Source organism: Bacillus sp. SIMBA_074 (assembly GCF_046534555.1).
GTDB lineage: Bacteria > Bacillota > Bacilli > Bacillales > Bacillaceae_G > Bacillus_A > Bacillus_A mycoides.
Map to the genome: position 1 here is coordinate 21318 of NZ_JAWRYM010000029.1, position 25066 is coordinate 46383.

General features: G+C 36.7%; 23 protein-coding genes. 7 read left to right on the top strand and 16 right to left on the bottom strand.

Features of this window, described 5'->3' with window-relative positions; genetic code table 11:
- Positions 1-138: 138 nt before the first annotated feature.
- Positions 139-774 (bottom strand): SdpI family protein, encoded by a 636-nt coding sequence (locus tag SB773_RS23540; RefSeq protein WP_410592499.1) that lies wholly within the window; start codon positions 772-774, stop codon positions 139-141.
- The gene (locus tag SB773_RS23545) at positions 771-1043 is read right to left on the bottom strand and encodes an autorepressor SdpR family transcription factor (RefSeq protein WP_002089211.1); all 273 of its coding nucleotides are present in this window, start codon (positions 1041-1043) and stop codon (positions 771-773) included. Before SB773_RS23545 ends, SB773_RS23540 begins: the two co-directional genes overlap by 4 nt.
- 414 nt (positions 1044-1457) lie before the next feature.
- Here SB773_RS23545 and SB773_RS23550 point away from each other — a divergent pair, with 414 nt between their 5' ends.
- The 6 genes from SB773_RS23550 to SB773_RS23575 all read left to right on the top strand — a co-directional run bounded on the left by SB773_RS23550 (position 1458) and on the right by SB773_RS23575 (position 10027).
- The gene (locus tag SB773_RS23550; protein WP_000276730.1) at positions 1458-2153 is read left to right on the top strand and encodes a response regulator transcription factor; all 696 of its coding nucleotides are present in this window, start codon (positions 1458-1460) and stop codon (positions 2151-2153) included.
- Positions 2154-2155: 2 nt separating this feature from the next.
- Positions 2156-3178, top strand: coding sequence for a sensor histidine kinase (locus SB773_RS23555; protein WP_410592502.1), 1023 nt, complete (start codon positions 2156-2158; stop codon positions 3176-3178).
- 94 nt (positions 3179-3272) lie between these two features.
- Positions 3273-5252, top strand: coding sequence for an FtsX-like permease family protein (locus SB773_RS23560; protein WP_002184767.1), 1980 nt, complete (start codon positions 3273-3275; stop codon positions 5250-5252).
- Positions 5253-5320: 68 nt separating this feature from the next.
- On the top strand, positions 5321-7279 hold the full coding sequence (locus SB773_RS23565; protein ID WP_410592505.1) for an FtsX-like permease family protein: 1959 nt from the start codon (positions 5321-5323) through the stop codon (positions 7277-7279).
- Positions 7280-7298: 19 nt separating this feature from the next.
- A complete protein-coding gene (locus SB773_RS23570; RefSeq protein ID WP_000393251.1) occupies positions 7299-8051 on the top strand; it encodes an ABC transporter ATP-binding protein in 753 nt (250 codons plus the stop codon).
- Positions 8048-10027, top strand: a complete 1980-nt coding sequence (locus SB773_RS23575) for an FtsX-like permease family protein (protein ID WP_410592508.1) — start codon at positions 8048-8050, stop codon at positions 10025-10027. The genes SB773_RS23570 and SB773_RS23575 overlap by 4 nt, the downstream gene beginning before the upstream one ends.
- 54 nt (positions 10028-10081) lie before the next feature.
- On the opposite strand, the gene SB773_RS23580 is transcribed toward SB773_RS23575, so the two are convergent.
- From SB773_RS23580 to SB773_RS23610, 7 genes are all read right to left on the bottom strand, one after another.
- Complete coding sequence (locus SB773_RS23580) at positions 10082-10267, bottom strand: YjcZ family sporulation protein (RefSeq protein WP_410592510.1); 186 nt, start codon at positions 10265-10267, stop codon at positions 10082-10084.
- Positions 10268-10446: 179 nt separating this feature from the next.
- Positions 10447-11772, bottom strand: a complete 1326-nt coding sequence (gene gntP / locus SB773_RS23585) for a gluconate permease GntP (RefSeq protein WP_197219513.1) — start codon at positions 11770-11772, stop codon at positions 10447-10449.
- A 65-nt stretch (positions 11773-11837) separates the two neighbouring features.
- Positions 11838-12563, bottom strand: a complete 726-nt coding sequence (locus tag SB773_RS23590; protein WP_002015828.1) for a GntR family transcriptional regulator — start codon at positions 12561-12563, stop codon at positions 11838-11840.
- Entirely contained in the window at positions 12563-13579 is a 1017-nt protein-coding gene (locus SB773_RS23595) for a sugar kinase (protein ID WP_002191029.1), read from the bottom strand. The genes SB773_RS23590 and SB773_RS23595 overlap by 1 nt, the downstream gene beginning before the upstream one ends.
- A complete protein-coding gene (dagF, locus tag SB773_RS23600) occupies positions 13572-14327 on the bottom strand; it encodes a 2-dehydro-3-deoxy-phosphogluconate aldolase (RefSeq protein ID WP_000181938.1) in 756 nt (251 codons plus the stop codon). The genes SB773_RS23595 and dagF overlap by 8 nt, the downstream gene beginning before the upstream one ends.
- 1 nt (position 14328) lies before the next feature.
- A complete protein-coding gene (locus SB773_RS23605; protein ID WP_087962806.1) occupies positions 14329-15432 on the bottom strand; it encodes a DgaE family pyridoxal phosphate-dependent ammonia lyase in 1104 nt (367 codons plus the stop codon).
- Positions 15410-16510, bottom strand: coding sequence for an amidohydrolase/deacetylase family metallohydrolase (locus SB773_RS23610; protein ID WP_410592514.1), 1101 nt, complete (start codon positions 16508-16510; stop codon positions 15410-15412). Before SB773_RS23610 ends, SB773_RS23605 begins: the two co-directional genes overlap by 23 nt.
- Positions 16511-16843: 333 nt before the next feature.
- On the opposite strand from SB773_RS23610, the gene SB773_RS23615 reads away from it, so the two are divergent.
- Positions 16844-18064 carry a translocation protein TolB gene (locus SB773_RS23615; RefSeq protein ID WP_410592516.1) on the top strand — a complete coding sequence of 407 codons (1221 nt, stop codon included), beginning with the start codon at positions 16844-16846 and terminating at the stop codon, positions 18062-18064.
- A gap of 159 nt (positions 18065-18223) precedes the next feature.
- Here the strand turns inward: SB773_RS23615 and SB773_RS23620 are convergent, their stop codons facing one another.
- The 7 genes from SB773_RS23620 to menB form a co-directional block, all read right to left on the bottom strand.
- Entirely contained in the window at positions 18224-19084 is an 861-nt protein-coding gene (locus SB773_RS23620) for a M15 family metallopeptidase (RefSeq protein WP_410592518.1), read from the bottom strand.
- An 82-nt stretch (positions 19085-19166) separates the two neighbouring features.
- Positions 19167-20273, bottom strand: a complete 1107-nt coding sequence (locus SB773_RS23625; RefSeq protein ID WP_410592520.1) for a HAMP domain-containing sensor histidine kinase — start codon at positions 20271-20273, stop codon at positions 19167-19169.
- Positions 20266-20964: a response regulator transcription factor gene (locus SB773_RS23630; protein WP_002015820.1), complete on the bottom strand. Its 699-nt coding sequence runs from the start codon at positions 20962-20964 to the stop codon at positions 20266-20268. The genes SB773_RS23625 and SB773_RS23630 overlap by 8 nt, the downstream gene beginning before the upstream one ends.
- A 188-nt stretch (positions 20965-21152) precedes the next feature.
- Positions 21153-22259, bottom strand: a complete 1107-nt coding sequence (gene menC / locus SB773_RS23635) for an o-succinylbenzoate synthase (protein ID WP_410592523.1) — start codon at positions 22257-22259, stop codon at positions 21153-21155.
- The gene (locus tag SB773_RS23640; RefSeq protein WP_113734301.1) at positions 22260-23705 is read right to left on the bottom strand and encodes an o-succinylbenzoate--CoA ligase; all 1446 of its coding nucleotides are present in this window, start codon (positions 23703-23705) and stop codon (positions 22260-22262) included.
- Between the two features lie 220 nt (positions 23706-23925).
- Entirely contained in the window at positions 23926-24075 is a 150-nt protein-coding gene (locus SB773_RS23645) for a hypothetical protein (RefSeq protein WP_410592525.1), read from the bottom strand.
- A 116-nt stretch (positions 24076-24191) separates the two neighbouring features.
- Positions 24192-25010 (bottom strand): 1,4-dihydroxy-2-naphthoyl-CoA synthase, encoded by an 819-nt coding sequence (gene menB, locus SB773_RS23650; RefSeq protein ID WP_305926800.1) that lies wholly within the window; start codon positions 25008-25010, stop codon positions 24192-24194.
- Positions 25011-25066 lie beyond the last annotated feature (56 nt).

Here is a 25066-nt window from a genome sequence, read left to right on the forward strand (position 1 = left end):
TTTTAACTGAATTTTCAGACCCGAAAGCAAAAAATTTACTCAGCGAGCTTTTTCGTTATCCCACTGAGTATTAAAATTTCTTAACACATAGAAACTATAAATATAAAATTTGACTAGTACAGTTCAATCCCTTATTGCTCACAATTGCATTTCTTTTTTATATAAAACGTAAGAATATAAATTTGTTATGAGGACAGCAACTACTATGATCCCTAGCATCATATAAGATCTCCAATCAGCTGGAGCGAAAACACTTATAATCATAATGAGTCCTAAAGCTACAAATACTTTTCCACTAAATCGATGTGTTTTCCGCCATACTTCTTCATTACTTAACGTCCAAGGATTACGCATCCCAACGAAAAAGTTAGGCTTACACTGCGGTAAATAATTACCCATCACTAAAAATAAAACACCCACTAATAATTCTGGAACTCGATTAATGAATAAATTATATCCTAGTCCACTTGTAATAATATCTATATTTCCTACAAATAGTAGCAATAGTATCCCGTTATTCATCATCATAAAAGCTTTAGAAAATTTCTCGTAATTTGCTTTCCTTGGATCAATCTTTGGTATCACATTTAGAAATACATATAACGCAATCATAATTCCAACCATAGAAATCATTCCGGAAAGTTTAGAAGAATAACCATCTACCTTACCGCCACTCCAATGTGTAGCAATTGTATCCGGTAAATGTGGCCAAGCAAATGCCCATGCCAAACAAGTTATAACAATTAATAGAATTGCAAAAAGATGTTTTTTCATTTCCCCTCTTCCCCCTTATTCGTAAACGTAAACACCCAAGTCAATAAATCTTGAAATACAGTTGTGTTTAAAGAGTACATAACGAATTGTCCTCTTTTTTCATCTTGGATAAGTTCAGCATTTTTAAGCGCATTTAGGTGATGAGAAATACTTGGCTTTGTCATATTGAACTGTTCAGCAATTTCGCCAGCTGTTAAATCACCTTCTTTTAATAAATCTAAAATTTTTCGCCTTGTTGGGTCTGCTAATGCTTTAAATGCTTGATTCAATGTCTTTCTTCCTTTCGATAATTAGACATTTAGATATTTATCTAAATGTTAAAATGATTTCAGTCAATTGTCAATTATATATAAGGACCTTTTTACTTTTTCCACTTTTGACCCATACTGTTTACTATATAAATCCTGTTTAATCTTTCATCATATAAATACGCCACAACTATGCTATGTATAACAAAAAAGGAAAGCCTATTCATTTGATTTCTTTGTTTTTACTTCGTACGGGGCAAAAAAGGCTCTGACCGCTTCTATGCATGGCTGGATCCTCTCTCTCCCCTAAAAAGACAAGTTCTATGTCGTCTTTTAAACTTTTATATTTATATAGCTCTCATTTCAACATAATGAAAAGACTTGAAACACATGATACACTATAGCTACAATTGTTTTTTTAGGAGGAATATACATATGTATAAAATTTTAATCGTTGAAGACGATCCAAATATTTCATCATTATTACAATCTCACATTCAAAAATATGGCTATGATGCTGTTGTTGCGGAGAACTTCGATGATATTATGGAATCGTTTAACGCCGTGAAACCACATCTTGTTTTACTTGATGTAAACTTACCAAAATTCGATGGCTTCTACTGGTGCCGTCAAATCCGTCATGAATCTACTTGTCCAATTATTTTCATTTCAGCGCGTGCAGGTGAAATGGAGCAAATTATGGCGATTGAAAGCGGTGCGGATGATTATATTACGAAACCGTTCCACTACGACGTTGTAATGGCAAAAATTAAAGGTCAATTACGTCGTATTTACGGTGATTATGCACCAAATATTTCTGAGCGTATCGTTGAAGTTGAAGGACTAAAACTATTCCCTGAGCGTCCAGAAATTCATTTTGGAGCTGAGCAAGTTCTTTTAACGAAGAAAGAGGCAATTTTAGCAGAAATGCTATTATCTAAATTCCCACGTACAGCAAGTCGTGAAGATTTACTAGCAGCTCTTTGGGACGACGAAAGCTTCGTTGAGGAAAATACATTAAACGTAAACATTACGCGTCTTCGTAAAAAGTTCAATGAGCTTGGTATTGAAAATGCTATTGAAACAGTTCGTGGACTTGGGTATCGTTTTAACGCAACTTGGAGTGAATAAGCATGAAGCTATTTTTACGTGATCATTTTGCATTTTTTCTACTATATGTATTAAACTTCGGAATCATTTTCGTTCTCTATGATGCAGTAGATGGATTTCAAAATAATAAGTTTTACTTCATCGTTTTAAGTTTGTACTTATTCATCTGCTTCCTCGCTTATCGTTACGTTCGTAACCGTAGAATGTATCACAGATTAAGTGAACCACCAGAGAAAATGGAAGACGCGTTTATTGAAAGAGCGACCGCTCCTATGCCTCACGGTGTAAACGAGCTCGTTCGTACGCAATATCGTCTATTCCAAAAAGACCTACAAACATTTGAAGTAAAACAGCAAGAACACCAATTATTTATTAACCATTGGGTACATCAAATGAAAACACCCGTTTCTATCATGCAACTTATGGTGCTAGAAATGGAAGATGAACATTTAATCCCGAAATTCAAAAAAGAGTTAGAGCGACTAAATCAAGGACTCGATATGGCTTTATACATGGCAAGGTTGAATAATTTCCATGAAGATTTCCATGTTGAGACGATTTCATTAAAAGATGCTGTAACAAAAAATATTAACGGATTGAAAGAATTATTCATTCGAAACGGGGTCTTCCCTGTTTTAGAAGTTCATTCAGATTTAAAAGTTGCTTCTGATGCGAAATGGCTAAAGTTCATCATTTATCAGTTAATGACAAATGCTGTTCGGTATTCTGGTGAACGCGGAACGAAAGTTTTCTTATCAGCTTATCGAAATGGAAAAGATATTATTTTAGAAGTTCGTGATGAAGGCGTCGGTATTCCACAAGAAGATGTTCGAAGAGTATTTGAACCATTTTACACTGGGAAAAATGGTCGTGCATTTGGAGAATCTACTGGTATGGGACTTTATATCGTAAGTAAAATTTGTGATTATTTAGGTCATACTGTGAAACTAGACTCTGAAGTTGGGAAAGGAACGACGATTAAAATCATCTTCCACAACGCTGCAAACAATCAAGCAGAAAGCACGGAGAAGGTGACCAAAGCATGATCGTAACATATGCTAGCAAAATGTATGAGAATATACTCTCATACATTTTTTGCAATAAAACTACATATCGGCCTGCTAACGGGAGGCATATATTATGACATTTTGGCAATTTGCATTTAAAAATGTAACGCGCAACTCAAGAGCTTATTTTGCCTACTTTATAAGCAGTGCCTTCTCTATTGCTGTTTTCTTTTCTTTTGCTGTTTATTTATTTCATCCGAAATTACAAAACTTCAATATGATCTCTGAAATTTCAGGGTTAATGATATTTTCAGAAGTAGTAATTGTTTTCTTCTCTTTCTTCTTTTTACTATATTCGATTGGATCATTTTTAAAAGTTCGTAAAAAACAATTTGGGATTTTAACCATTTTAGGTATATCGAAAAAGCAATTACATCGTCTCGTTTTTACGGAAAATATGTTAATTGGTATTTTATCTATCTTTTTCGGCATACAGTTTGGGTTTGTTTTTTCGCAATTTTTCTTATTAGTGACAGCGAAAATTACGCACGTACCAGGTATATATTTATACGGGCCTACTAACGCAATCATTTTAACGACCATCGTTTTTCTTAGTCTTTTTATCATTGTATCTGCATTCACACCAATGCTTATTCGTACAAAAAAAGCGGTACACCTTTTAAAAACAAATGGTGGAAAACAAAAAGAAAGAAAACCATCCATATTTATTTCTTTATTTGGTGCTATCTGTTTATTAGGCGGCTATGCTTTAGCTGGAAATCCTAAATATTTTGTCTCAGTAAGCCCGCAAATAGGTGTTATATACATGGTTTCAAGTATCTTCGTAATCCCAACGTTTGTTACGATGGGAACGTATTTTTTCTTTTCGCAAATTAGTTTTTCACTTATTTATATTTTGAAAAAAAGAAGAAAATTTTATATGAAACGGATAAATATGCTTTGGATATCTGATTTAGCAAACCGTATTCGAACAAATATTAATATGCTTTTTATTGTGGCCATGCTATCTACCGTCGCTTTTACAATGATTACGTTTTTATATGGATTCGGGAAATTTATTAAACTAGAGGTTACTAAAACTTCACCTTTTCCAATTTCTTATTTTTCTTATGATGCGAATCCTTTTGTTGCAGAACACTTGAATTGGCTTGAGCAGCAATTACAAAGGGAAAATTTCTCTTATGAGAAAATAAACGCTGATTTATATGAAGCACCATTAAAAGAAGATCAAGATATAGCCATTTATAATGACGTATATGCAATTAAGCAAAGTGACTATAACAAACTTGCGGATTCTTTACAATTAAAACAACTATTCATGGATGATAATGAAGCTTATGTTTTAACAGGGACATCTTATATCACCATATTTAATGAGTTTGAGCAAAGCTACAACAGAGACTACATTACACTCTCTAGCACAAATACGAAATTACGAGTAAAAGGCTATGAATATGTGAATGCAATTCCATCTACCTTTTCATATCAAACGTTAGTTTTACCTGATGCTGTTGTAGAAAATTTCCCCAATACAACTAAACATGTATCAGCGTACAATTATAAAGTACAAAACTGGGAAAAAACGTATAAAATTGCAGATGATTTTATAGAAAAGGTGCAAAAAGATCGAGATAAATCCCAGTACAAAGGACCTCTTATTCGCTCCTTTGAATCGGCAGGGTCACTATATAGAATAACATCAGGAAGTGCCGCATACTTCCTAATCGGGACATTCTTAGGTGTCATTTTCTTTATTGGAGCAGGTAGCGTTCTTTACTTCAGAATGTATACAGATTTAACGAACGAACAAGAAAAATATGTAGCAATTTCAAAAATTGGTGTAACAGATGCAGAGATGAAAAAATCTGCAACCATTCAACTTAGCATTTTATTTTTCGTTCCGTACGTTATGGCGTCCATTCATACAATGTTCGCAACAAAAATGCTTCAAGATGTAATTGGTTTATCTTTGTTCAAAGAAATTTCAGCTGTTCTTATTATTTTTGGAGTCGTTGAAATCCTATTTTTCTTATTCATTCGTTCGCTTTATATGCAAAAATTATCACAGTATACGAATGGGCAAAATATTTAAAACAAACTTTATGAAAAGAGTATCTCTCATACTCTTTTCATCTTCGCTCTATTAGGAGGTTTAGGTGAATGACATTTTGGCAGTTTGCATTTAAAAACGTGACGCGGAACGCTAGAGCTTATTTCGCCTATTTTATAAGCAGTGCGTTTTCCATTGCAATTTTCTTCTCGTTTGCAGTTTATTTATTTCATCCTAAATTGCATATGACAGGCGTGAATGCTGCTCTGAACATATTAATGACAATCTCAGAAGTTGTCATTGTATTCTTTTCATTTTTCTTTTTACTATATTCAATCGGTACTTTCTTAAAAGTACGAAAAAAACAGTTCGGGATTTTAACAGTACTTGGCATATCTCCAAAGCAATTAAAGAGGCTCGTATTTCTAGAAAACATGCTAATTGGTGGCCTATCCATATTTTTCGGCATTCAATTTGGCCTTGTCTTTTCACAGTTCTTTTTATTAGTTACCGCCAAAATTACGCATGTGCCTGGTTTATATTTATATTGGTGGCCTACAGCTGCTATCGTTTTAACTATAATTATCTTTCTTGGACTCTTCATTCTCGTATCATCTTTTACACCGATGCTAATCCGTACGAGAAAAGCTGTACGTCTTTTAAAAGAAGGAACAAAACAAAAAGAAAGAAAAGCATCTGTACTCATCTCTCTCTTTGGTGCGATATGTTTAATATCTGGATATGTTTTAGCAGCAAACCCACTATATTTTATGTCACTAGGAGATATCGCTGGGCTTTTGTACGCTGCCTCCTGTATATTTGTCATCCCATCACTTGCTGCAGCTGGGACATATTTTTTCTTCTCACAAATTAGCTTCTTACTCATTCGCATATTAAAGACGAGAAGAAAATTTTATATGAAACGTATTAATATGCTTTGGGTTTCTGATTTAGCAACTCGGATTCGGACAAATATTAACATGCTCTTTATCGTGACGATGTTATCGACACTCGCTTTCACAATGATTACATTCTTATATGGGTTTGGGAAATTCACAAAGTTTGATGAAATAAGGCAAAATCCTTTCCCGTTTACTTATTTATCACATACTGAAAATACGCTTGCCGATGAACATTTAAATTGGTTAGAACAAAAATTTAATGAAGAGCACTTTACTTATACAAAATTTAAAACAGACATATATGAAGTATCTTCAGCTGAGGATAACACACAGCTCTATTATGCCATTAAACAAAGTGACTATAATGTACTTGCTAAAGCATTAAGCTGGGAAACTCTCACGGTGAATAAGAATGAATCTTATATTCTTATGAAAGACTTAGACGATCAAGTTATTGGAACAATTCATACTAAAGAAAAGAAAAATATTCTTCCACTTACTCAAAACAATTTACAACTACAAGTGAAAGAATATAAAAGTTATAACCCCTTCCCAAACAGCTTAATATACCAATTACTCGTACTATCTGATGAAAATGTAGAAGCCTTATCAACCGCTTCAAAACAGATGAGTGTATATAGCTTCAAAGTTCCAGATTGGGAAAAGGCACATAATATCGGTTCAGCATTTATAACAAAAATTGATAATGACAATGCAGCTATTCAGGCAGAACATCCACCGTTTCATGCAAGTGAAGCAAGCGACTCTCTATACAAAACAAAATTAAATGTTGCTTCGTTTTTCTTAATTGGTACTTTCCTAGGTGTTATTTTCTTTATCGGAGCTGGCAGTGTTCTTTACTTCCGTATGTATACAGATTTAACAAATGAGCAAGAAAAGTATATAACGATTACAAAAATTGGTTTAACAGAAGTCGAAATGAAGCAATCCGCTACAATTCAACTTGCGATTCTTTTCTTTGTTCCTTACATTATGGCATCGATCCATACGATGTTTGCGACAAAGATGTTACAAGAGATATTACATCTATCATTATTCGCTGAGATTACAGTTGTACTTGTAATCTTTGGAACGGTTGAAATTATCTTTTTCCTTTTAATTCGTTCCTTTTATATGCAAAAATTATCACAACATATTAAGTTTTAAAAATAGAAAGGTGATTATTATGGAAGAAGTATTACACATAAAAAACGTCTCAAAAGTGTATGAAGGAAAGGTCCCTCATACTGCTTTAAAAAATATAAATTTACATGTAGATAAAGGAGAATTTGTTGCTATCATGGGACCATCTGGTAGCGGTAAATCTACATTTTTAAACGTTATCTCTACAATTGACTCCCCTACTTCTGGTGATGTCGTGATTAATGGAAAAAAACCGCACACATTTCGTAGAGAGAAACTAGCTATTTTCCGCCGCCAAGAGTTAGGGTTTGTTTTCCAAAACTTTAACCTATTAGATACACTAACAATCGGTGAAAATATCGTACTGCCTTTAACTTTAGATAATGTTCCTTTAAAAGAGATGGACGAAAAACTCGATAACATTTCAAAGAAACTTGGAATTGATCATATTTTGGACAAGCGTATTTTTGAAGTTTCTGGAGGACAAGCACAGCGTACCGCGGTAGCACGCGCTGTTATTCATCATCCGTCACTTCTACTTGCGGATGAACCGACAGGAAACTTAGATTCGAAAGCAGCAATTGATGTAATGGAGCTATTTACGAAATTAAATAAAGAAGAGGATGCCACAATTTTAATGGTTACTCATGATCCGTTTGCAGCAAGTTATTGTAACCGCGTTATTTTCATTAAAGATGGTGGGCTTTACAATGAATTACACCGCGGACTATATCGCGAGAAATTTTATCAAGAAATATTAGATGTTTTAGCATTATTAGGAGGAAGGCGTGGATGACGTTTTGGCAATTTGCATTTAAAAATGTCTCGCGTAATTCTAAAGCATATTTTGCTTATTTTGTAAGTAGTGCTTTTTCTATTATGGTTTTCTTTTCATTTACTGTATACGCGTATCATCCACGCTTACAAAATGTACAAAGCTTTCAAGATCGAGATCCTCTAATGAACTTAGCGAGTACAGCACAGCTTGTGATTGTTATGTTCTCGTTCTTCTTTCTCTTATATTCAATTGGAACATTTTTAAATGTACGGAAGCAGCAATTCGGGATACTCACGATTCTCGGTATCTCACAGAAACAATTAAAAAGACTGTTATTTACTGAAAACATGATAATCGGGATATTGTCCATCTTTATCGGTATACAAGGTGGCCTAGTGTTCTCTAATTTTTTCTTATTAGTCACTTCAAAATTAACAAGTGCGAAAGGTCTCTATTTATATTGGCCAACAGAAGCGATTATCGTGACAACCGTAACGTTTATCATTTTATTTTTAATCGTTTCTACATTTACACCTATGTTTATTCGGACTCGTAAAACAGTCCATCTTATTAAAGGGAACAAGAAAGTGACAGCCGAAAAAAGGCCGTCTATACTCATTTCGATATTTGCTTTAACTTGTTTAGGGTTATGTTATTATATTGCTGGTTATCCACAAGGCTACGTAACCGAAAAAAATGTGCAAAACGGATCTGTCTTCTTTATTATATTATCTATTTTGCCACTCGTAGTAATCGGAACATATTTTTTCTTTTCACAAACATTTCTTCTTTTTATCTATATTTTAAAGAAGCGTAGAAAGTTTTATTTGAAACAAATAAACATGTTATGGATTTCAGACTTAGTTGCTCGTACCCGTAGTAATATTAATGTACTCTTTATCGTTTCTATGCTATCTGCGCTTGCATTTACGATTATTATCGGACTATTTGCTGCGAATAATAATACAAAAGCGTCGATACTAGAGCGATATCCTATTCCCTTCACATACAAATTAGAAGGGGATCATTCCCTTGAACGAAAGCACGTTAATACTATTGAATCCGAACTTTCCAATGCTCATTTTCAATATAAAAAATATAAATTTACGCTTTTAAAAGATAATGCTTCAAAAGAAGAGATTGTAATTATGAAAATGAGTGATTATAACGAAATTGCTAAGCAGTTAAAGAGACCTACAATCACCCTTGATTCAAAAGAAGTTTACATTATTTCTGGCTATTCACCAGAGCTATTAAACCTTGTATCAAATCCATTTGTAAAACAAAATACAATTACGCTTGAATCCAATAAAAAGGAGTTTTATATAAAGGGATTTATTAACAAAGGAATAGCACCACCATTTGCATTAGCAAATTTAGTTATTATGCAAGATTATGCAATCGATACTATGATTCCTCATATTGAAACCATTACAGTTTATAATTACTTCGTGGATAATTGGGAAAATGCAATTATTCCAACGAAAAATATATTAAAAAGTATTAGTAATGACACCGAAAAATATTATGAGGCACATAAAGACGATAAGCATGCATCTCCCGTCCCTTTTAATATTTATACAGCTACTGATGAGTTACTCCATAATAAAGGAAATGCAGTTGCTCAATTCTTTATTTGGGCATTTCTTGGCTTTATCTTCTTTATCGGTGCGGCTAGCGTTTTATACTTCCGTATGTATAACGACTTAACGAATGAAAAACAAAAGTACATTACGATTACAAAACTGGGCTTAACTGAATCAGAAATGTTTCGCTCCGCAACGATTCAATTAGGAATTTTATTTTTCGTTCCTTACATCGTTGCTGGTGTTCACACGTTATTTGCGGTTAAGTTTTTACAAAGCATGTTTTCTTTCTCGTTACTAAAAGAGTTACTGATTGTACTCACCTTTTTCGGGATTATCGAGATTATTTTCTTTTTCTTAATCCGCTCTCTGTACATTAATAAATTATCACAGCATATAAAAATATGAATAAAATAGCCTTGTGCATATTGCACAAGGCTATTTTCAATAGTTTTTAAATAATTAGCAGCAATATCCACCATAGCCGCCGCCGTAACCACCATAACCGCCATAACCGCCGCCTCCGCCGAAGCAGCTAGCACCGATAATGATTAATAAAATAAACAATACGATTAGAAGCGCAAAACCGCCTCCGCACCCACGTCTGCGGTCGCAATCATCATGTCTGTGTTCACACTTTTCGCTCATTACTCTATTCCTCCTTTAGTATCATTCATAACAAGATCGTCTTGCTCTAAATGAGGGGATTCCATTTATATTATGTTTTCAGGGCAAATAGGAAGCTTGGCACTCCTAAAAACGGGCTTGTTTCATGAAAAGAGCCCCAACACAAAAAGAGGATACCTTTAAATAGGCACCCCCTTCTTCTAAACAAACATATTAAGTAAAAGCGCAAAGCCGAATGCAATAAATGATAACAATGTCTCCAGCACCGTCCACGTTTTAAACGTTTCTTTTACTGTCAAACCTAAATACTCTTTTACAAGCCAGAATCCTGCATCATTTACGTGAGAAAACATTAATGAACCTGCACCGGTTGCAATAACGAGTAATTCTAAATTTACACCAGACATGTGCTGAATAACCGGTGAAACAATTCCAGCTGCTGTCGTTAATGCTACAGTAGCTGAACCTGTTGCAATTCGGATTAATCCCGCTACCATGAACGCTAAGACGATTGGTGATAATGAAATGTGTTCTGCCATTTGAGCGATGGCTGTTCCAACGCCGCTTTCAATTAATATTTGTTTAAATCCACCGCCTGCACCAATTATTAAAATAATGGAACCGACAGGTAGTAAACTTTCATCTGTTAATTTTTTAATCATCTTTTTATTAATTCCTTGTTTTATACCAAGCAAATAAAACGCTGCGAAACATGAAATAAGTAAAGCGATTACCGGACTTCCCACAAATACTAAAAATTCAGTTATTTTTTCCGGTAATGAAATATATGGTGCGACTACTGATAAAATCATTAAAACTACTGGCAGTAAAATAATAAAAAATGAAACTTTACGACTCGGTAAATCAGTTGATACTGTCGTAACTCGAACAAGCTCCGGTTCATTTTCAGGTATAACCCTCTTATGTACCCACTTTGCAAATACCGGTCCTGCGATAATTGCTGTTGGTAACGCGATAATTAATGAATACAATAGTACCTTTCCTAAATTCGCATTATAAATACCGATTGCTGTCATCGCACCTGGATGCGGCGGCACTAGCCCATGTACAATCGATAATCCAGCAATAACAGGTAACGCAATTAACAATATATTTTGTTTCGTTGTTTTTCGAATTGAAATAACAAGTGGTAATAAAATGACGATTCCCACTTCAAAAAACACTGGAATACCTATAACAAATCCGGCGAATAACATTGCCCAAGGTAATTTTTTCACCCCGAAGAATCGAATGAAGAAATCTGCTACTTGCATGCCAGCCCCTGAATCGGACATCATTTTCCCTAAAATTGTTCCGAGAGCCAAAATACCAACTAAATGCCCTAGTACACTACCAACACCAGTTTCATAGGCAGTAACAATTTTGGTCAAGTTCAACCCAGACATAATAGCTAAAAATAGACTAGCAACTGTTAAACTAATAAATGCATGCCACTTCCACCACGATACCCCTAAAATAACAATTGCGATCGCAATTAACGTGACGATTAATAAGTATATATCCATATCCCATTCCCCTTCGATATGAAAATTTTTTACAGAAAAAGAGGGAATTAGTCCCTCTTCATTTTTTACACATCATAATTTACAACGTAATGCTGCATTTCCGTATTGTAGTAGCCTTCACTATATTCAATTACTTCTCCAACTTCATCGTAAGAATAGCGCATACGTTTTAATAACGCTGTTCCCTCTTTTTCTCCTAACGCTTCTGCAACGAAATTAGGCGCAAATCCAACAGCGAATTCATCTCTGAAGTTTTCTAAATGTATACCACGGTCCTCGACTAGATCATAAAGCGATTGTAAGTCAAAGTCCGCTAAGTCTGTACTTGCCATTTGTGCTGAGAAATAGTGCGTATAATGAATGTACGGAGTATCATTTAAAGCATATAGACGCTCAATACGAAAACTCTCTTTACCAAACAAACGAAATGGTACTGTTCCTTCTTCATTATGAACCACTTCTGCCTTTAGCAATTTCTTTTGTACTTTATAGCCTTCTTCCACTAACACTTCTGTAAATTTCTTTCCCTTTGAAAGCTTTGTCGCAGAAGTATTTCGAATGACTTTCGTTCCTTTACCACTTTTCTTTTCTAAATATCCTTCTTGAACGAGTTCTTTAATTGCGTTTCGCACTGTAATTTTACTCACTTTGAACTCTTCTTCTAATTGTGGTTCAGAAGGAATATTTGTATGAATGGCATAAACACCATGTAATATTCGATCACGAATAATATTTTTAATTTGTAAATATAATGGACCTCTTTTTCTCGTTACGTTCACCGTTACACCCACTACCTTTCTACATCACCTACTGATGCCGTCATTGCCCGAAGTATATCTTTCTCTGATGACATTGGCGTATCACCGACGATTGTATGTGCAAGCATTCCAGCTGCTGACGCAAATGAAACAGCTTTCTCTGGTGCAAACTCTTCTATCTCGCCATGAATAATTCCGCTCGTATAAGCATCTCCAGCACCTATTCTATCATATACAGAAAACGTAAGTGTTTTGGCAAAAGTGAACGTCCCATCTTTACATATGAATCCGCGAAGTGAGTGTGTATTATCGCTATTAATAGAACGATGTGTCCCAGCAATTGTAGCGATATTATATATTTCAGCGACTTTTGGAATAAGATCAACAAGCTGTGCTTCTCGCTCCGTCTCTTCCGTTTTCATTCCGAGAACAAACATCGCATCTTTTTCATTCATCATTACAATATCGGCAAGGCCTAGCATTTCTTCATAATGAGGTTTCGCCTGTTCATACCCATCTTCTCCCCAAAGCGATGGACGATAGTTGCAATCGAAAACGACAGTGCCTCCATTTTCTTTAACTGCCTTCGCCAAAGATTTCATATGATGGCGCACAGTATCATTCATCGCAAGGGTAATCCCGCAAAAATGAACGATATCAATTTCTTTTGCGATTTCTTCAAATTGGTACATCTCTTCACATGCCGTATTGAAACTACTTTCTAATCGGTTCGAATATGTAACGCGGCTTGCGCGTGCTCCAAATCCATTTTCTAAAAAGTACATACCAACATATTTACCGCCTCTTGAAACAAACGGTGCCTGAATGCCTAACTTTTGAATATGTGATACCGCAGCATCCCCAACAGAGTTTTCCGGTAAAGTTGAAATAAGAAAACCTTCATGCCCTAGATGAGAAAGTGCTGCTGCAACGTTCACACCTGTACCAGAAAATGAGTAATTTAAGGAGTTTGCTTGCGATAGCAATTCATATCCTGGCACTTGCAGGCGCATCATTACTTCACCGAACGCTGCAATTTTCTTACGCATATTGATCAACTAACTTCTTCACAACCGCTAATAGTTCGCGTACATCTTCTACCTTCGTATTGCCAGTCTCTTTATCAATAATAGAAGAGTACACGTGCGGGATAACTTGCTCTACATTTGCCTCTAACGCAATACGTACAATTGTTTCAAAGTTTTCTTTATCAATTCCGCCTGTTGGCTCTAATGCAAATCCTTCTTCCGCACATGCTTTCGCAACAGCGCGATATTCTTCTTCATGAGCCAAGCCTTTCATTGGGAAGTATTTCAATGAATTCCCGCCCATATCACGTACAAGTGCGATCGCTGTTTTAATTGGAACGATTGCTTTCTCTTCTCCAGCTGCACTAATTGGACCAGTAGAAATATTTACGTACCCTACTTTTCCTGTAGGTGATACTAAACTATTAATCCAGCTATCTTTTCCGCCAAGATTTGCGCGCGTTGCTCCAACTGAAGGGAACACTTGGTTAATATGACTACCTGGATAATGTTTCGCAATTTCAGCCACAACTGCCGCTTGACGATTATCTCCTGCTCCTAGTCCGATTGATACAGCGTCATCAATTTCTTTTCCGTATGCTTTCATCGCAGTTACTGCTTCTTCTACTGTCGGATAGTCTTTTGATAACACACCGACTACTACATAACCTTCTGCGGCTTCAAAAATATCTTTCGCATTTCGGGTATTGTTCGCTAATACATTTAATGCTACGCGGCCTTTATAAAAACGTTTTTGAATGTTTGTCATCTTAGTTTCCCCCTACAATTTCTCTCATTTTTTCTTCAATCACATGTATGTCATCGCCTTGAAGTGGACGTGGATCAATATCAAAGAACCCTTGTCTTACTCCGTAATCACGTGTGTAAATTGCGATTTCCCCTTCGCGTAACGCGGTCACAACATCTTTTGCAGTTTTATTTAATTCGTTCTCGTTAATATGAATACGCGCTCTAAAAATTGCTCTTCCAGCTTCATCTTGAACGATTGTTACATTTACACCGTTTAACTCTTTCAGCGGCATAAGTACTTGTAACAACTCTTTTTCTTGTTCACTCTTATCTTCTTTTACTCCGTACTCATCAAGCGCTTGAAGTAAACCGAAAGTTGTTTCTTTCCCAACTTTCATACTTCTACCGCTGCAATGTAATTGCACTTTTAGCCATTCAATATATTTTCGTTTACCGCCGACAATACCAGAAGTAGGTCCTTCAATCGCCTTTGAACCGCTATAAATGGCTAGGTCTGAATACTTCACGTATTTTTGAATGTCTTCTTCAGCTGCCGCATCAACGATAAGTGGTACATTATTTCGCTGTGCTACTTCCCACGCTTCTTCAACAGAAATCATATTTTTTTGCACTGCATGATGCGATTTCACATAAAGAATAGCTGCTGTATTTTCGCCAATTGCATCTTCAATATGCTCCGCTTTCCCTTCATTTGCGTAACCTACTTCAACGAGCTTACCTCCGCCTAAATAAATCATCGTTTCAACAGGAGCACCGTATTGAACGTTATGACCTTTTAACATAATCACTTCGTTTTTCAGGATTACTTCTTGATGAAGTCTTTCACTTTTACGGCGATTTCCTTCTGTAACGATACCAGCGATAGAAAGCGCAATTCCACTCGATGCTGAGTTCACAACGACCGCTGCCTCTGAATCTAAAATTCTCGCAATATGATCTCCCGCTTTATCTACTAAATCGGCAATTTCCACATAATTTTGTCCACCATGTTTCATCGCATCCATAACTGTATCTGTAGGAGCGGATACACCTAAAATACTCATTCTACCGCTCGCATTAATCACTCTTTTTAATCCGTACTTAGCATTCAATGAATGACCCATTGATTACAACCCCTTTCGTATCAATTCTTCTTTCAGCAATGCGCTGATCCCCTTCTGAATCAATTAACGTAATCGGTTCATCTTTCACCGTAAATAAAGTTAAGTTTGCAATATCTCCTACTTGAATACGACCAATCTCTGGTTTTTTCAGCCACTCTGCCGCATTTTTCGTAACCGCATCAATCACTTCTTCAAGTGTGTAACCTAAGTAAAGGAATTTCGAAAGAACGTGAGCCATACTATACACTGGACCATATACACGATTCTTCCGGTAAATATCTGTACTAATTGTATTAAAGGCAATACCGTGACGCTTCGCCGCTTCTGCTACTTTAAAAGAAAAACTAGCATTACCGTGACCAACATCTAAATGAACACCGCGCTTCACTGCATCTAGTAACACAGGTAGCGGTTTGCCTTCTTCATCAAATAAATTATTTTCTTTCCCGTTTAAGTAATGTGTAATGACATCATCTTTTTCTAAAAGAGGTACAACTTCCTCAATGCGAGGAGGCGCTGAACCGATATGTACCATAATCGGTAATGATGTTTCACGAGATAAAGAGCGCGCTACGTGCAGCGGTTCAATTCCGCTATCACAAACGACACTTTTACTCATTCTCGCCTTTAACCCAACGATTACATCTTTATACTTTTCTACTGCTTCTATTACTTTCTCTTTATCTATCCATTCCATATTGGATAATTCATCAATTCGTTTCAAACCGATGCGAGAAATATTTAAAAAGGCAAATAAATTCGTTTTTGCCTGCTCTCTACTTTGTACTAAATCTGCAATGCGATCAGCTCCGCAGCTTCCCGCATCAACAATTGTCGTTACCCCTTGCTTAACGCCAATTTCATCTACCTCATCGCCATACGGATCAAACTCTGGAAAAGCATGAACGTGCAAATCAATCCAGCCACTCGATACGTAAGTACCTGAGTAATCAAGAACCTTTCCACCCTCGCCAGCACCAGCTTTCATCACCTGTGCGATTTTATTATTTTCAACTACAATGTCAATCTCTTCCCCGTTCACACGCTTCACATTACGTAGCACGAATCGTTCTGTCATTGTATTTCCACCCTTTTCTATAAGAAGCCATAAGAATACGCTTACATTAAAGTTTCATTTTATATCTCTTTCACATATTTAGAGTATCACGAAAAAAAAGAAAAGTAAATATAACGTTATAATGTTTAATCCCACATTATTTCCTCCTCTAATGTAAATTTGAAATAAAGTCGTTCTGCTAAAGCGTCATTTTATGGAAAATACTTAATAAAAAAATCAGATATTTTTTAGGTGACAGAGCAAAATAGCCAAAGAAGATTATGAATGAAAATGCACATTTGGATGCGAGTTTCCATTAAATATTAGGACAGCCTATAAGTAGGAGGGATGTTCTTGGAATTTCGGATTTTATTATGTACAATCTTAATCAGCTTTTATCTATCAACGATGGTTAGCGCAGAGACCCCACCACTCACAGCTGCATTTCTCCGCGACCATCAGCTATGGATAAAAAAGGGTAATCAAGAAATACAAATCACAAAGAATCGATATGTGTATTCTCCAAAATGGTCTTATGATGGTAGGTTTATTGGCTATATTGATAGTGATGAAACGGGTAAAAAATCTAACCTATTCATTTATGATACTAAGGAGAAAATAAACTATCAGCCTTATGTAAGAGTCGTAACATCTGACTTTAAGTGGTCACCAAACAAAAATCAATTGGCATACACTGATCAAGGTTTATTAAACGTTACAAAAATAAAAAATGGTCGCCCGCAAGGTTTTGAAAATGTATCACTTGGGGTTAGTGATTTCGAATGGTTCCCGAACGGAAAGGAATTTATCGTTTCCTCACACTCCTGCTTGCGTCCTATTGGATGGGGCCCAATCCCACTTTATAAAATTCCAGTAGATGCAAATCTTGCTAAAGATACAATAAAGCCTTTTTATACGATTCGAACAAATGAAACTGATTTATTTGCGATTGGTACTAACTATTTTAAGTGGAGTTCTGATGGAAAATGGGTTAGTTTTTTAGCCACTCCTACTGCTTCCCTGTCAATGGATAGCAATACGTTATGTGTTATCTCATCAAAAGGGGAACACTTTCAAGCGATAGGTAAACTACTAGGGTTCAAAGACTGGATGAAGTGGGCTCCATCAGCTAATCAACTGGCCTATATTTCAGGAGAAGGAAGGTTTTTGGTAGAAAATAAAAAATTCACAGTTGCAGACATGATAACATCTAAACAACAAAAGGAATACACACCTGTAGGTTATGTAGACCTTGATTTGGAATGGTTCTCACCAGACAAAGTGATTGTGGCTCGTGCAAAAGAGAACAAAGAATGGAAGGAAGGACCTGTTCCACCGATGATCACAACGCTTTATATTATTAATATAAAAACAGAAGAACAGAAACAAATCTCCTTCCCAAAAAAGAATGAAATTGATGAAGATCCTCAAGTTGTTGGATCTTATCTTACTTGGTTTCGTAAGAAGACAAATGTATATAAAGGTGATGTCTGGGTGAAGGGGAGTTTAAATGGTCAAGAGTATATGTGGCTTAAGAATGTCGATGAAACTCCAATCTTTTTTTACTCTGAATGAAAGCCGTTGAGAATGTTTTAATTACAATCTTCTTCATATGAACATCGTTTCTATTATTAAGAATTGTACCTGTTCCTCTATTTTGATTCTCCCACTATAGAGCGCTATTATGGGAGAATCAAATTTCATCCCGCAAAATCCCGATTGGTGAAGAAACACCTATTCCTGAACCGTCACAATAACCCCGTCCATATTGTTCCCCGAAATTTCATACTGCTTATTCACCGGAACATTCACGTTCATACGATCTGAAACTTTATAATAAGAAACCGTATATTTCTTACCTTCAACCTCAGTTGAAACTTCTTTTTCCTCTTTTAAGAAGTCCAAATATTCCTCTAACGTAATCTTCTTTTTTTGCATAATTGCGCTATGTGGTAAGCCGACATAACGTATGTGCCACGGCTCATATTGAATGCCCGTAATATCACTTTTATTTTTCGGATAACGTAAAACAAATCCGTGCTTCCATACGTTCTCTTCAATCCATTTTCCTTCAGGAGCTTTCTCCATTTTCTTTTGAGTAGACCCAACGTCGAGTGATAACCCTAAATTATGTTCACTATATCCTGCTGGAAGTGCATAATCAGATCCCATTTCTTTATATAATTTACTTTGTTCTTGAAAATCTCGGTAACCGCTACTCATTAAGAAATGCTGTACTCCATCTTTCCCAGCTGCATTGACAACGTTCAAAAACTTTTTTACAACACCCTTTGATAAGCGAAGATTTCTATCAAATATTACATAGCCTCTTACTAATTCACTATTGTGATTTACATTTATAATATCGGACCTAACACTATCTTTTTTAACCGGGTAATCTTTATTAACTAATAGTAGATCCCCTTTATAAATTTGTTCCTTTGTGACCTCTATCTTTTCAGTGTTCGCGGCTTTTACTTTGTAATCTTTTTCTGCAATTTTAACATCGATCTCCTTTTGAAATACTGGTGATATATAAAAGCCTACACATGCTGTACATACTATAAAAAGAGAAATAAATACCCACTTTTTCATTTCTAGTTCCTCCTTAACGTAACTTACGTATAGAATAGAAAAAACTATTAAAATAAAAAGTGGGGTAAAGTTTAAATTTTTATTAAATTGCTTTGCTCTCTTCTTTTGGTAATCTCACTTCAAATATCGTTCTAATTACGTTACTTTCAGCAGAGATTGTCCCATCATGCTGTTCGATAATATTTTTTGCGATAAATAGCCCAAGGCCTGTTCCGCCCTGTTGCTCTGACCTCGCCTTATCACCTGTATAAAACATATCAAATAAATATGGTAAATCTTCTTCTGGAATGCTATCGCCGTAATTAATAATTTGTACAACTACCTCTTCATGATCAATATATCCGTTCACATCAACAAACTTTCCATCGTATCCATAGCGAATCGCATTCGTTAAAAGATTTTCAAATACTCGAGCTAACAATTTCCCGTCACCGTTAATAGGTAAATGCGAATCCATATTCAATCTCGCTTCTAAACCTTTTTTTTCTAATAACGGATATAATTCTTCATCTAACTGTATAAGTAATTCACTTATATCAATTGGTCTTTTTTCAATTTGCAACATGCCATAATTCATTCTCGTTATTTCAAATAATTCATCAATTAAGATTTCAAGCCTTTCGGATTTCGTAAAAGCAATTGTAGAAAAATGTTTAATTTGTTCCTTCGTCAAATTCTCATCTTTAAGAATTAAATCTAAATACCCTAAAACAGATGTTAGCGGCGTTCTTAAATCATGAGCTAAGTTGACAATGAGCTGATCTTTACTACTTTCCGCAAAGTCTCCTCGTTCAACCGCTTCTTTTAATTTTTCACTTGCTACATTAATTTCGCGTGCGATATATCCAAACTCATCATTTGATGAAACACGAACTTGATTTGAAAAATCTCCGTTCGCAAGATGATGAATCCCGTTCGAAATCTCATCAAAATATTTTAAATACGGTCTAGTAAGGAAGAAGAAAAACATAATGGACAGAGGAATAAATACAATTAAAAAGAAATTAATGTCCCCAATTTGTCTTACCATTGAACGAAATTGGGCTAAAGGATCCTCATAACGAACTACTAATTTATAATAGAGACGTAGCCCCTCATAAATTAAATACGTTACGCCACCAGCTAATATCATACTTAACGCAAATAGCATAATCATCTTCGAGCGAAAGCTTCTCATCGTTTTAGCCATTGAAAGTATAACCTACCCCCCACACTGTTTTTATTAACTTATCCTTTCTTTTATCTTCCCCAAGCTTTTTTCGCAAAGTACGGATATGTACCATAACTGTATTTCCACTTTCGTAATACCCTTCAGCCCATACTTGCTGAAAAATATTTTCCACACTGTACACTTTCTTCGGATGACTTGCTAATACATATAAAATATCAAATTCTTTTGGTGTTAATTCAATCGGCTCTCCGTACACATTTACTGTTCTTCGCTCAGGATCAATAGCGACTCCGCCTATTTCTAAAGCAGATTTATTCTCCGCTACTTTCGGCTGATTTAACGTAAGAAATCTACGCAGTTGTGCATTTACACGTGCGACTAATTCAATCGGTGTGAAAGGCTTTGTCATATAATCATCTGCACCTAATACAAGACCTGTCACTTTATCAAAATCAGATGTTTTCGCACTTAAGAAAATGATTGGCATGTGGTGCTTGCCGCGAATCTGCCTCGTCACTTCATACCCATCCATTTTCGGCATCATAATATCTAAAACCACTAAGTCAATTGGCTGCGTTTGAATAATATGCATGGCTTCTTCTCCATCAGCTGCTTTAACGACGTGGTAACCCTCTTTTTCTAAATGTATCTCAATTAAATCAGCAATTTCCGCTTCATCATCAGCTATTAAAATTGAAATGCGCTTCATTTTAGTCCCCCTACTTTATTCTGTTTTCATACGCTCGATTTTAAACTAGTCTATCAAAGGCTACCCGTAAGAGTAACCTTGATAAATGAAATTATATCGGCGATTTTTTAAATATATCGACTTACCGAAAATTAACGAGAAAATCATCCCGCTATTTGCAGGTAGTCAGTACTAATAAAAGCTCCCATTCATCGCTCAAAAATAATCCGCTGCTTTGTTATTTCTTCCAACCTGCCTCGATCTACTTCATACTCACGTTCAATACTTTGCGGTACCCTTACTTTTCCGCTTTCAAGCATCACTTCCGGTGAAATAATATCCTTCTCCCAATGTCTACTAGAAGCAGATATATCTCCAGGAATCGTAAAGTTTGGCAATGAAGCGAGTGCAACATTTTGAGCTCGTGAAATCCCCATTTCTACCATGCCACCGCACCAAACTGGTATGTTATGCTCCATACAATAATTATGGATTTGAACGGACTCTGTTAATCCGCCCACTCGCCCTGGTTTAATATTAACGACGCGGCAACTGCCAAGCGTAATCGCAACACGTGCGTCTTCTAAACTATGGATGCTTTCATCTAAACAAATCGGTGTTTCAATTTTCTTTTGCAACTGTGCATGATCCAGAAAATCGTAATCCGCTAACGGTTGTTCAATCATCATAAGTTGGAATTCATCTAGCCTTTTCAACTTCTCCGTATCCGCTAATGTATAAGCAGAATTTGCATCAGCCATTAACGGGATATTCGGAAACTCTTTACGAATTTCTTTCAGCAATTCGTAATCATGTTCTGGCTTTATTTTCACTTTAAAGCGCTCGTATCCTTCTTCCGCGTACTTCTCGATTTGTTTTAACATAACGGGAATTGTATTGATCCCAATCACAACGCCGACTTCAATTTCAGACCTATTTCCGCCAAGCGATATCGCTAACGACTGCTTTTGACGCTTCGCATATAAATCCCAGACAGCACCTTCAATTCCGGCCTTTGCCATTCGGTTTCTCTTTATATGTTTGAACAAAGACGGTACTTCATTCGGATGAGAGATTTCAGCTTTCAATAAATCTGGTAATAAAAAATCCTGAAGTACATGCAGCGCTGTCTTCACCGTTTCTTCCGTATACCACGGTTCAGAAAATGCAACGACTTCACCAAAACCAATGTATCCATCCGTATCTTCTAATTCAATGACGATACTTTCACGCTTTTCGTAAGTTCCGTAACTCGCGGCAAACGGGATAATGAGCGGCATTTCCGTTATATAAAGTGTCACTTTTTTTATTTCCACCTACATCTCCTCCACTAATTGTCTTAACTCTCGTCTTAACAATTTCTTCGAAGCATTTCGTGGTAATTCCTCTAAGAAACATGCTTTCTTCGGCACTTTATATTTCGCTAATTTCTCTTCGCAAAAACGAAGAATTTCTTCTTCTGTTACCTCTCCACTTTTTACAACAAAAGCAGCTGGTACTTGTCCCCAACTTTCGTCAGCCATACCGACAACACCCGCTTCTGCTACCGCCGGATGAGAGAGCAATACTTCTTCAATTTGAGCTGGATATATATTTTCTCCGCCAGAAATAATTAAATCACTGCGGCGATCTAATACGTATAAAAATCCTTCTTCATCTAAATAACCGAGGTCACCAGTATGAAGCCATCCATTTCTGATCGCCTCATGCGTCGCATCTTCACGGTTAAAGTAGCCACCTGTTACATTCGGTCCTTTTACTACAATTTCTCCTTCAGCACGGGGCGGCACAACTACGCCGTCTTTTTCAATACGAAGCTGGCACTGAAATAGTGGTTTTCCGGCTGATCCTACTTTCGTTAACATGTAATCTGCTGTTAACGTACAAATTTGCGATGATGTTTCTGTCATACCGTACGTTTGATACACAGGAATTCCTTTTTCCACACATGTTTCTAATAACGGCTTCGGTGCTGGTCCTCCCCCAAGTAACATGCATCGTAAAGAAGATGGATATATCTCTTCTCCAAGTCGTTCTAATAAATCTGTTAGCATTTTAGAAACGACAGAAATAATCGTAACACCTCTCGTTTGAAGTGCTTTATGAATAAAATTAGCATCATATTTTGGAACGAGTAAAATGCGCATACCGTACATAATATTTTTCATTAAAAGAGATAACCCGCCAACGTGGAACATTGGCATACAAGCTAACCAACAATCATCATCACGAAGCCCTAAATTAAGCGAAGAACCGACTGCACTTGCCCAGTGGTTACCATATGTTAAAATAACGCCTTTCGGTTTCCCTGTCGTCCCTGACGTATAAATAATTGTCATCGCTTCTTCTAAAGAGAATTCTTCTTGTATAAATGCTTCCGCCTTCGGTCCTTGCATCACTTCAGCAAATGAACATACTGGAACATTTTCCGTCTCAAACTCTTGATCCGTCACTAAACAAACAACTTCCGCATCATCCATTTGCCAAAGTAGCTCTTCTCTTGAAAGACGCGTATTTAAAAGCACAGCTACCGCACCTATGTAAGATAGGGCGTGAATAACTGTAATCATCTCCATACCATTTTTCATCAGAACAGCCACCTTTTGCGCCCGCTTCACTCCTACATGCGTGAGGTGTTCACAAACAGATACTACTTTTTCATGCAGCTGCACGAAAGTAACCTTCTCCTCTTCAATTTCAATTGCAGTGCGATCAGGTGTTAAAAATGCACGTTGCATTAACCAATTCGGCATCGTCTCCATCACTCATTCTCCTTTCATGAAAGAAAGAGACCTGATATGACATCAAGTCTCTTAGTTGTTTTGTTTCCGGTGTGATCTTTTGGGAGCGTCTCACATTGTGTGCGAGCTGCTTCTGCTTTTCATCACATCCAGCTGCGCCTCCTAGCCCCTTCCGTCTAAGAACCTTCCGCACTAGAAAGTAAAAAACACTTTCTGTGCGAAAGAACCTTAGCCTACGGGGCTAAACAGTCGGCTCCGCTTTGAAACATCCAGCTACAGCGGCTAGAACAGTCGGTCGTTTCACGCCTTCCTGCGAGGCAAAAAGCGCCTCTTTTTCAGGAGTTCCAACGCCCTCTTGTTCTAAGCGAGCCGCTTCCGCTTTTGGTTTCATCCAGCTACAGCAGCTAGAATGTTCGGTGGCTTCGCTTCTTCCTACGAGGCAAAAAGCGCCTCTTTGTCAGAAGCTCCATCCCCCTCACATTCTGAACGAGCTGCTTACGCTTTTGATCACGGGAAACGAGGGAATTGACCGAAGTCCGGAGTGCGTTTTTCTTTGAACGCGTCGCGGCCTTCTTTTGCTTCGTCAGTTGTGTAGTACAATAACGTTGCGTCTCCAGCTAGTTGTTGAATACCAGCTAAACCGTCTGTGTCTGCGTTGAATGCAGCTTTTAGGAAACGAAGTGCCATTGGGCTGTTTGCTAAGATTTCTTGTGCCCATTGTACTGTTTCTGCTTCAAGCTCTTCTAATGGTACTACTGTGTTTACTAAGCCCATATCAAGCGCTTCCTGTGCGCTGTATTGACGGCATAGGTACCAAATTTCGCGAGCTTTCTTGTGGCCTACCATACGAGCTAAGTAACCAGCTCCGTATCCACCGTCAAAGCTTCCTACTTTAGGACCTGTTTGTCCGAATACAGCGTTGTCTGCAGCGATTGTTAAGTCACATACGATATGAAGTACGTGTCCACCACCGATTGCATAACCTGCTACCATTGCGATAACCGGTTTAGGGATTGCGCGAATTAGACGTTGTAAGTCTAATACGTTTAAACGTGGGATTTGGTCGTCACCTACATAGCCACCATGACCGCGAACTTTTTGGTCGCCGCCAGAACAGAATGCACGTCCACCTTCACCTGTTAAAATGATAACGCCAACATTTGCATCATCACGAGCGTGTGCAAAAGCATTGATTAACTCCATTACCGTTTTAGGACGGAATGCATTATGTACTTCAGGGCGGTTAATCGAAATCTTTGCGATGCCATTGTATGTTGAATAAATAATATCTTCGTAATTGCCTTCTTTTACCCATTCAATAGTCATTACTATTACCTCCTTTTATATTTCTGATCTCCGCTATAAGTGCAACTTCCTTCTTG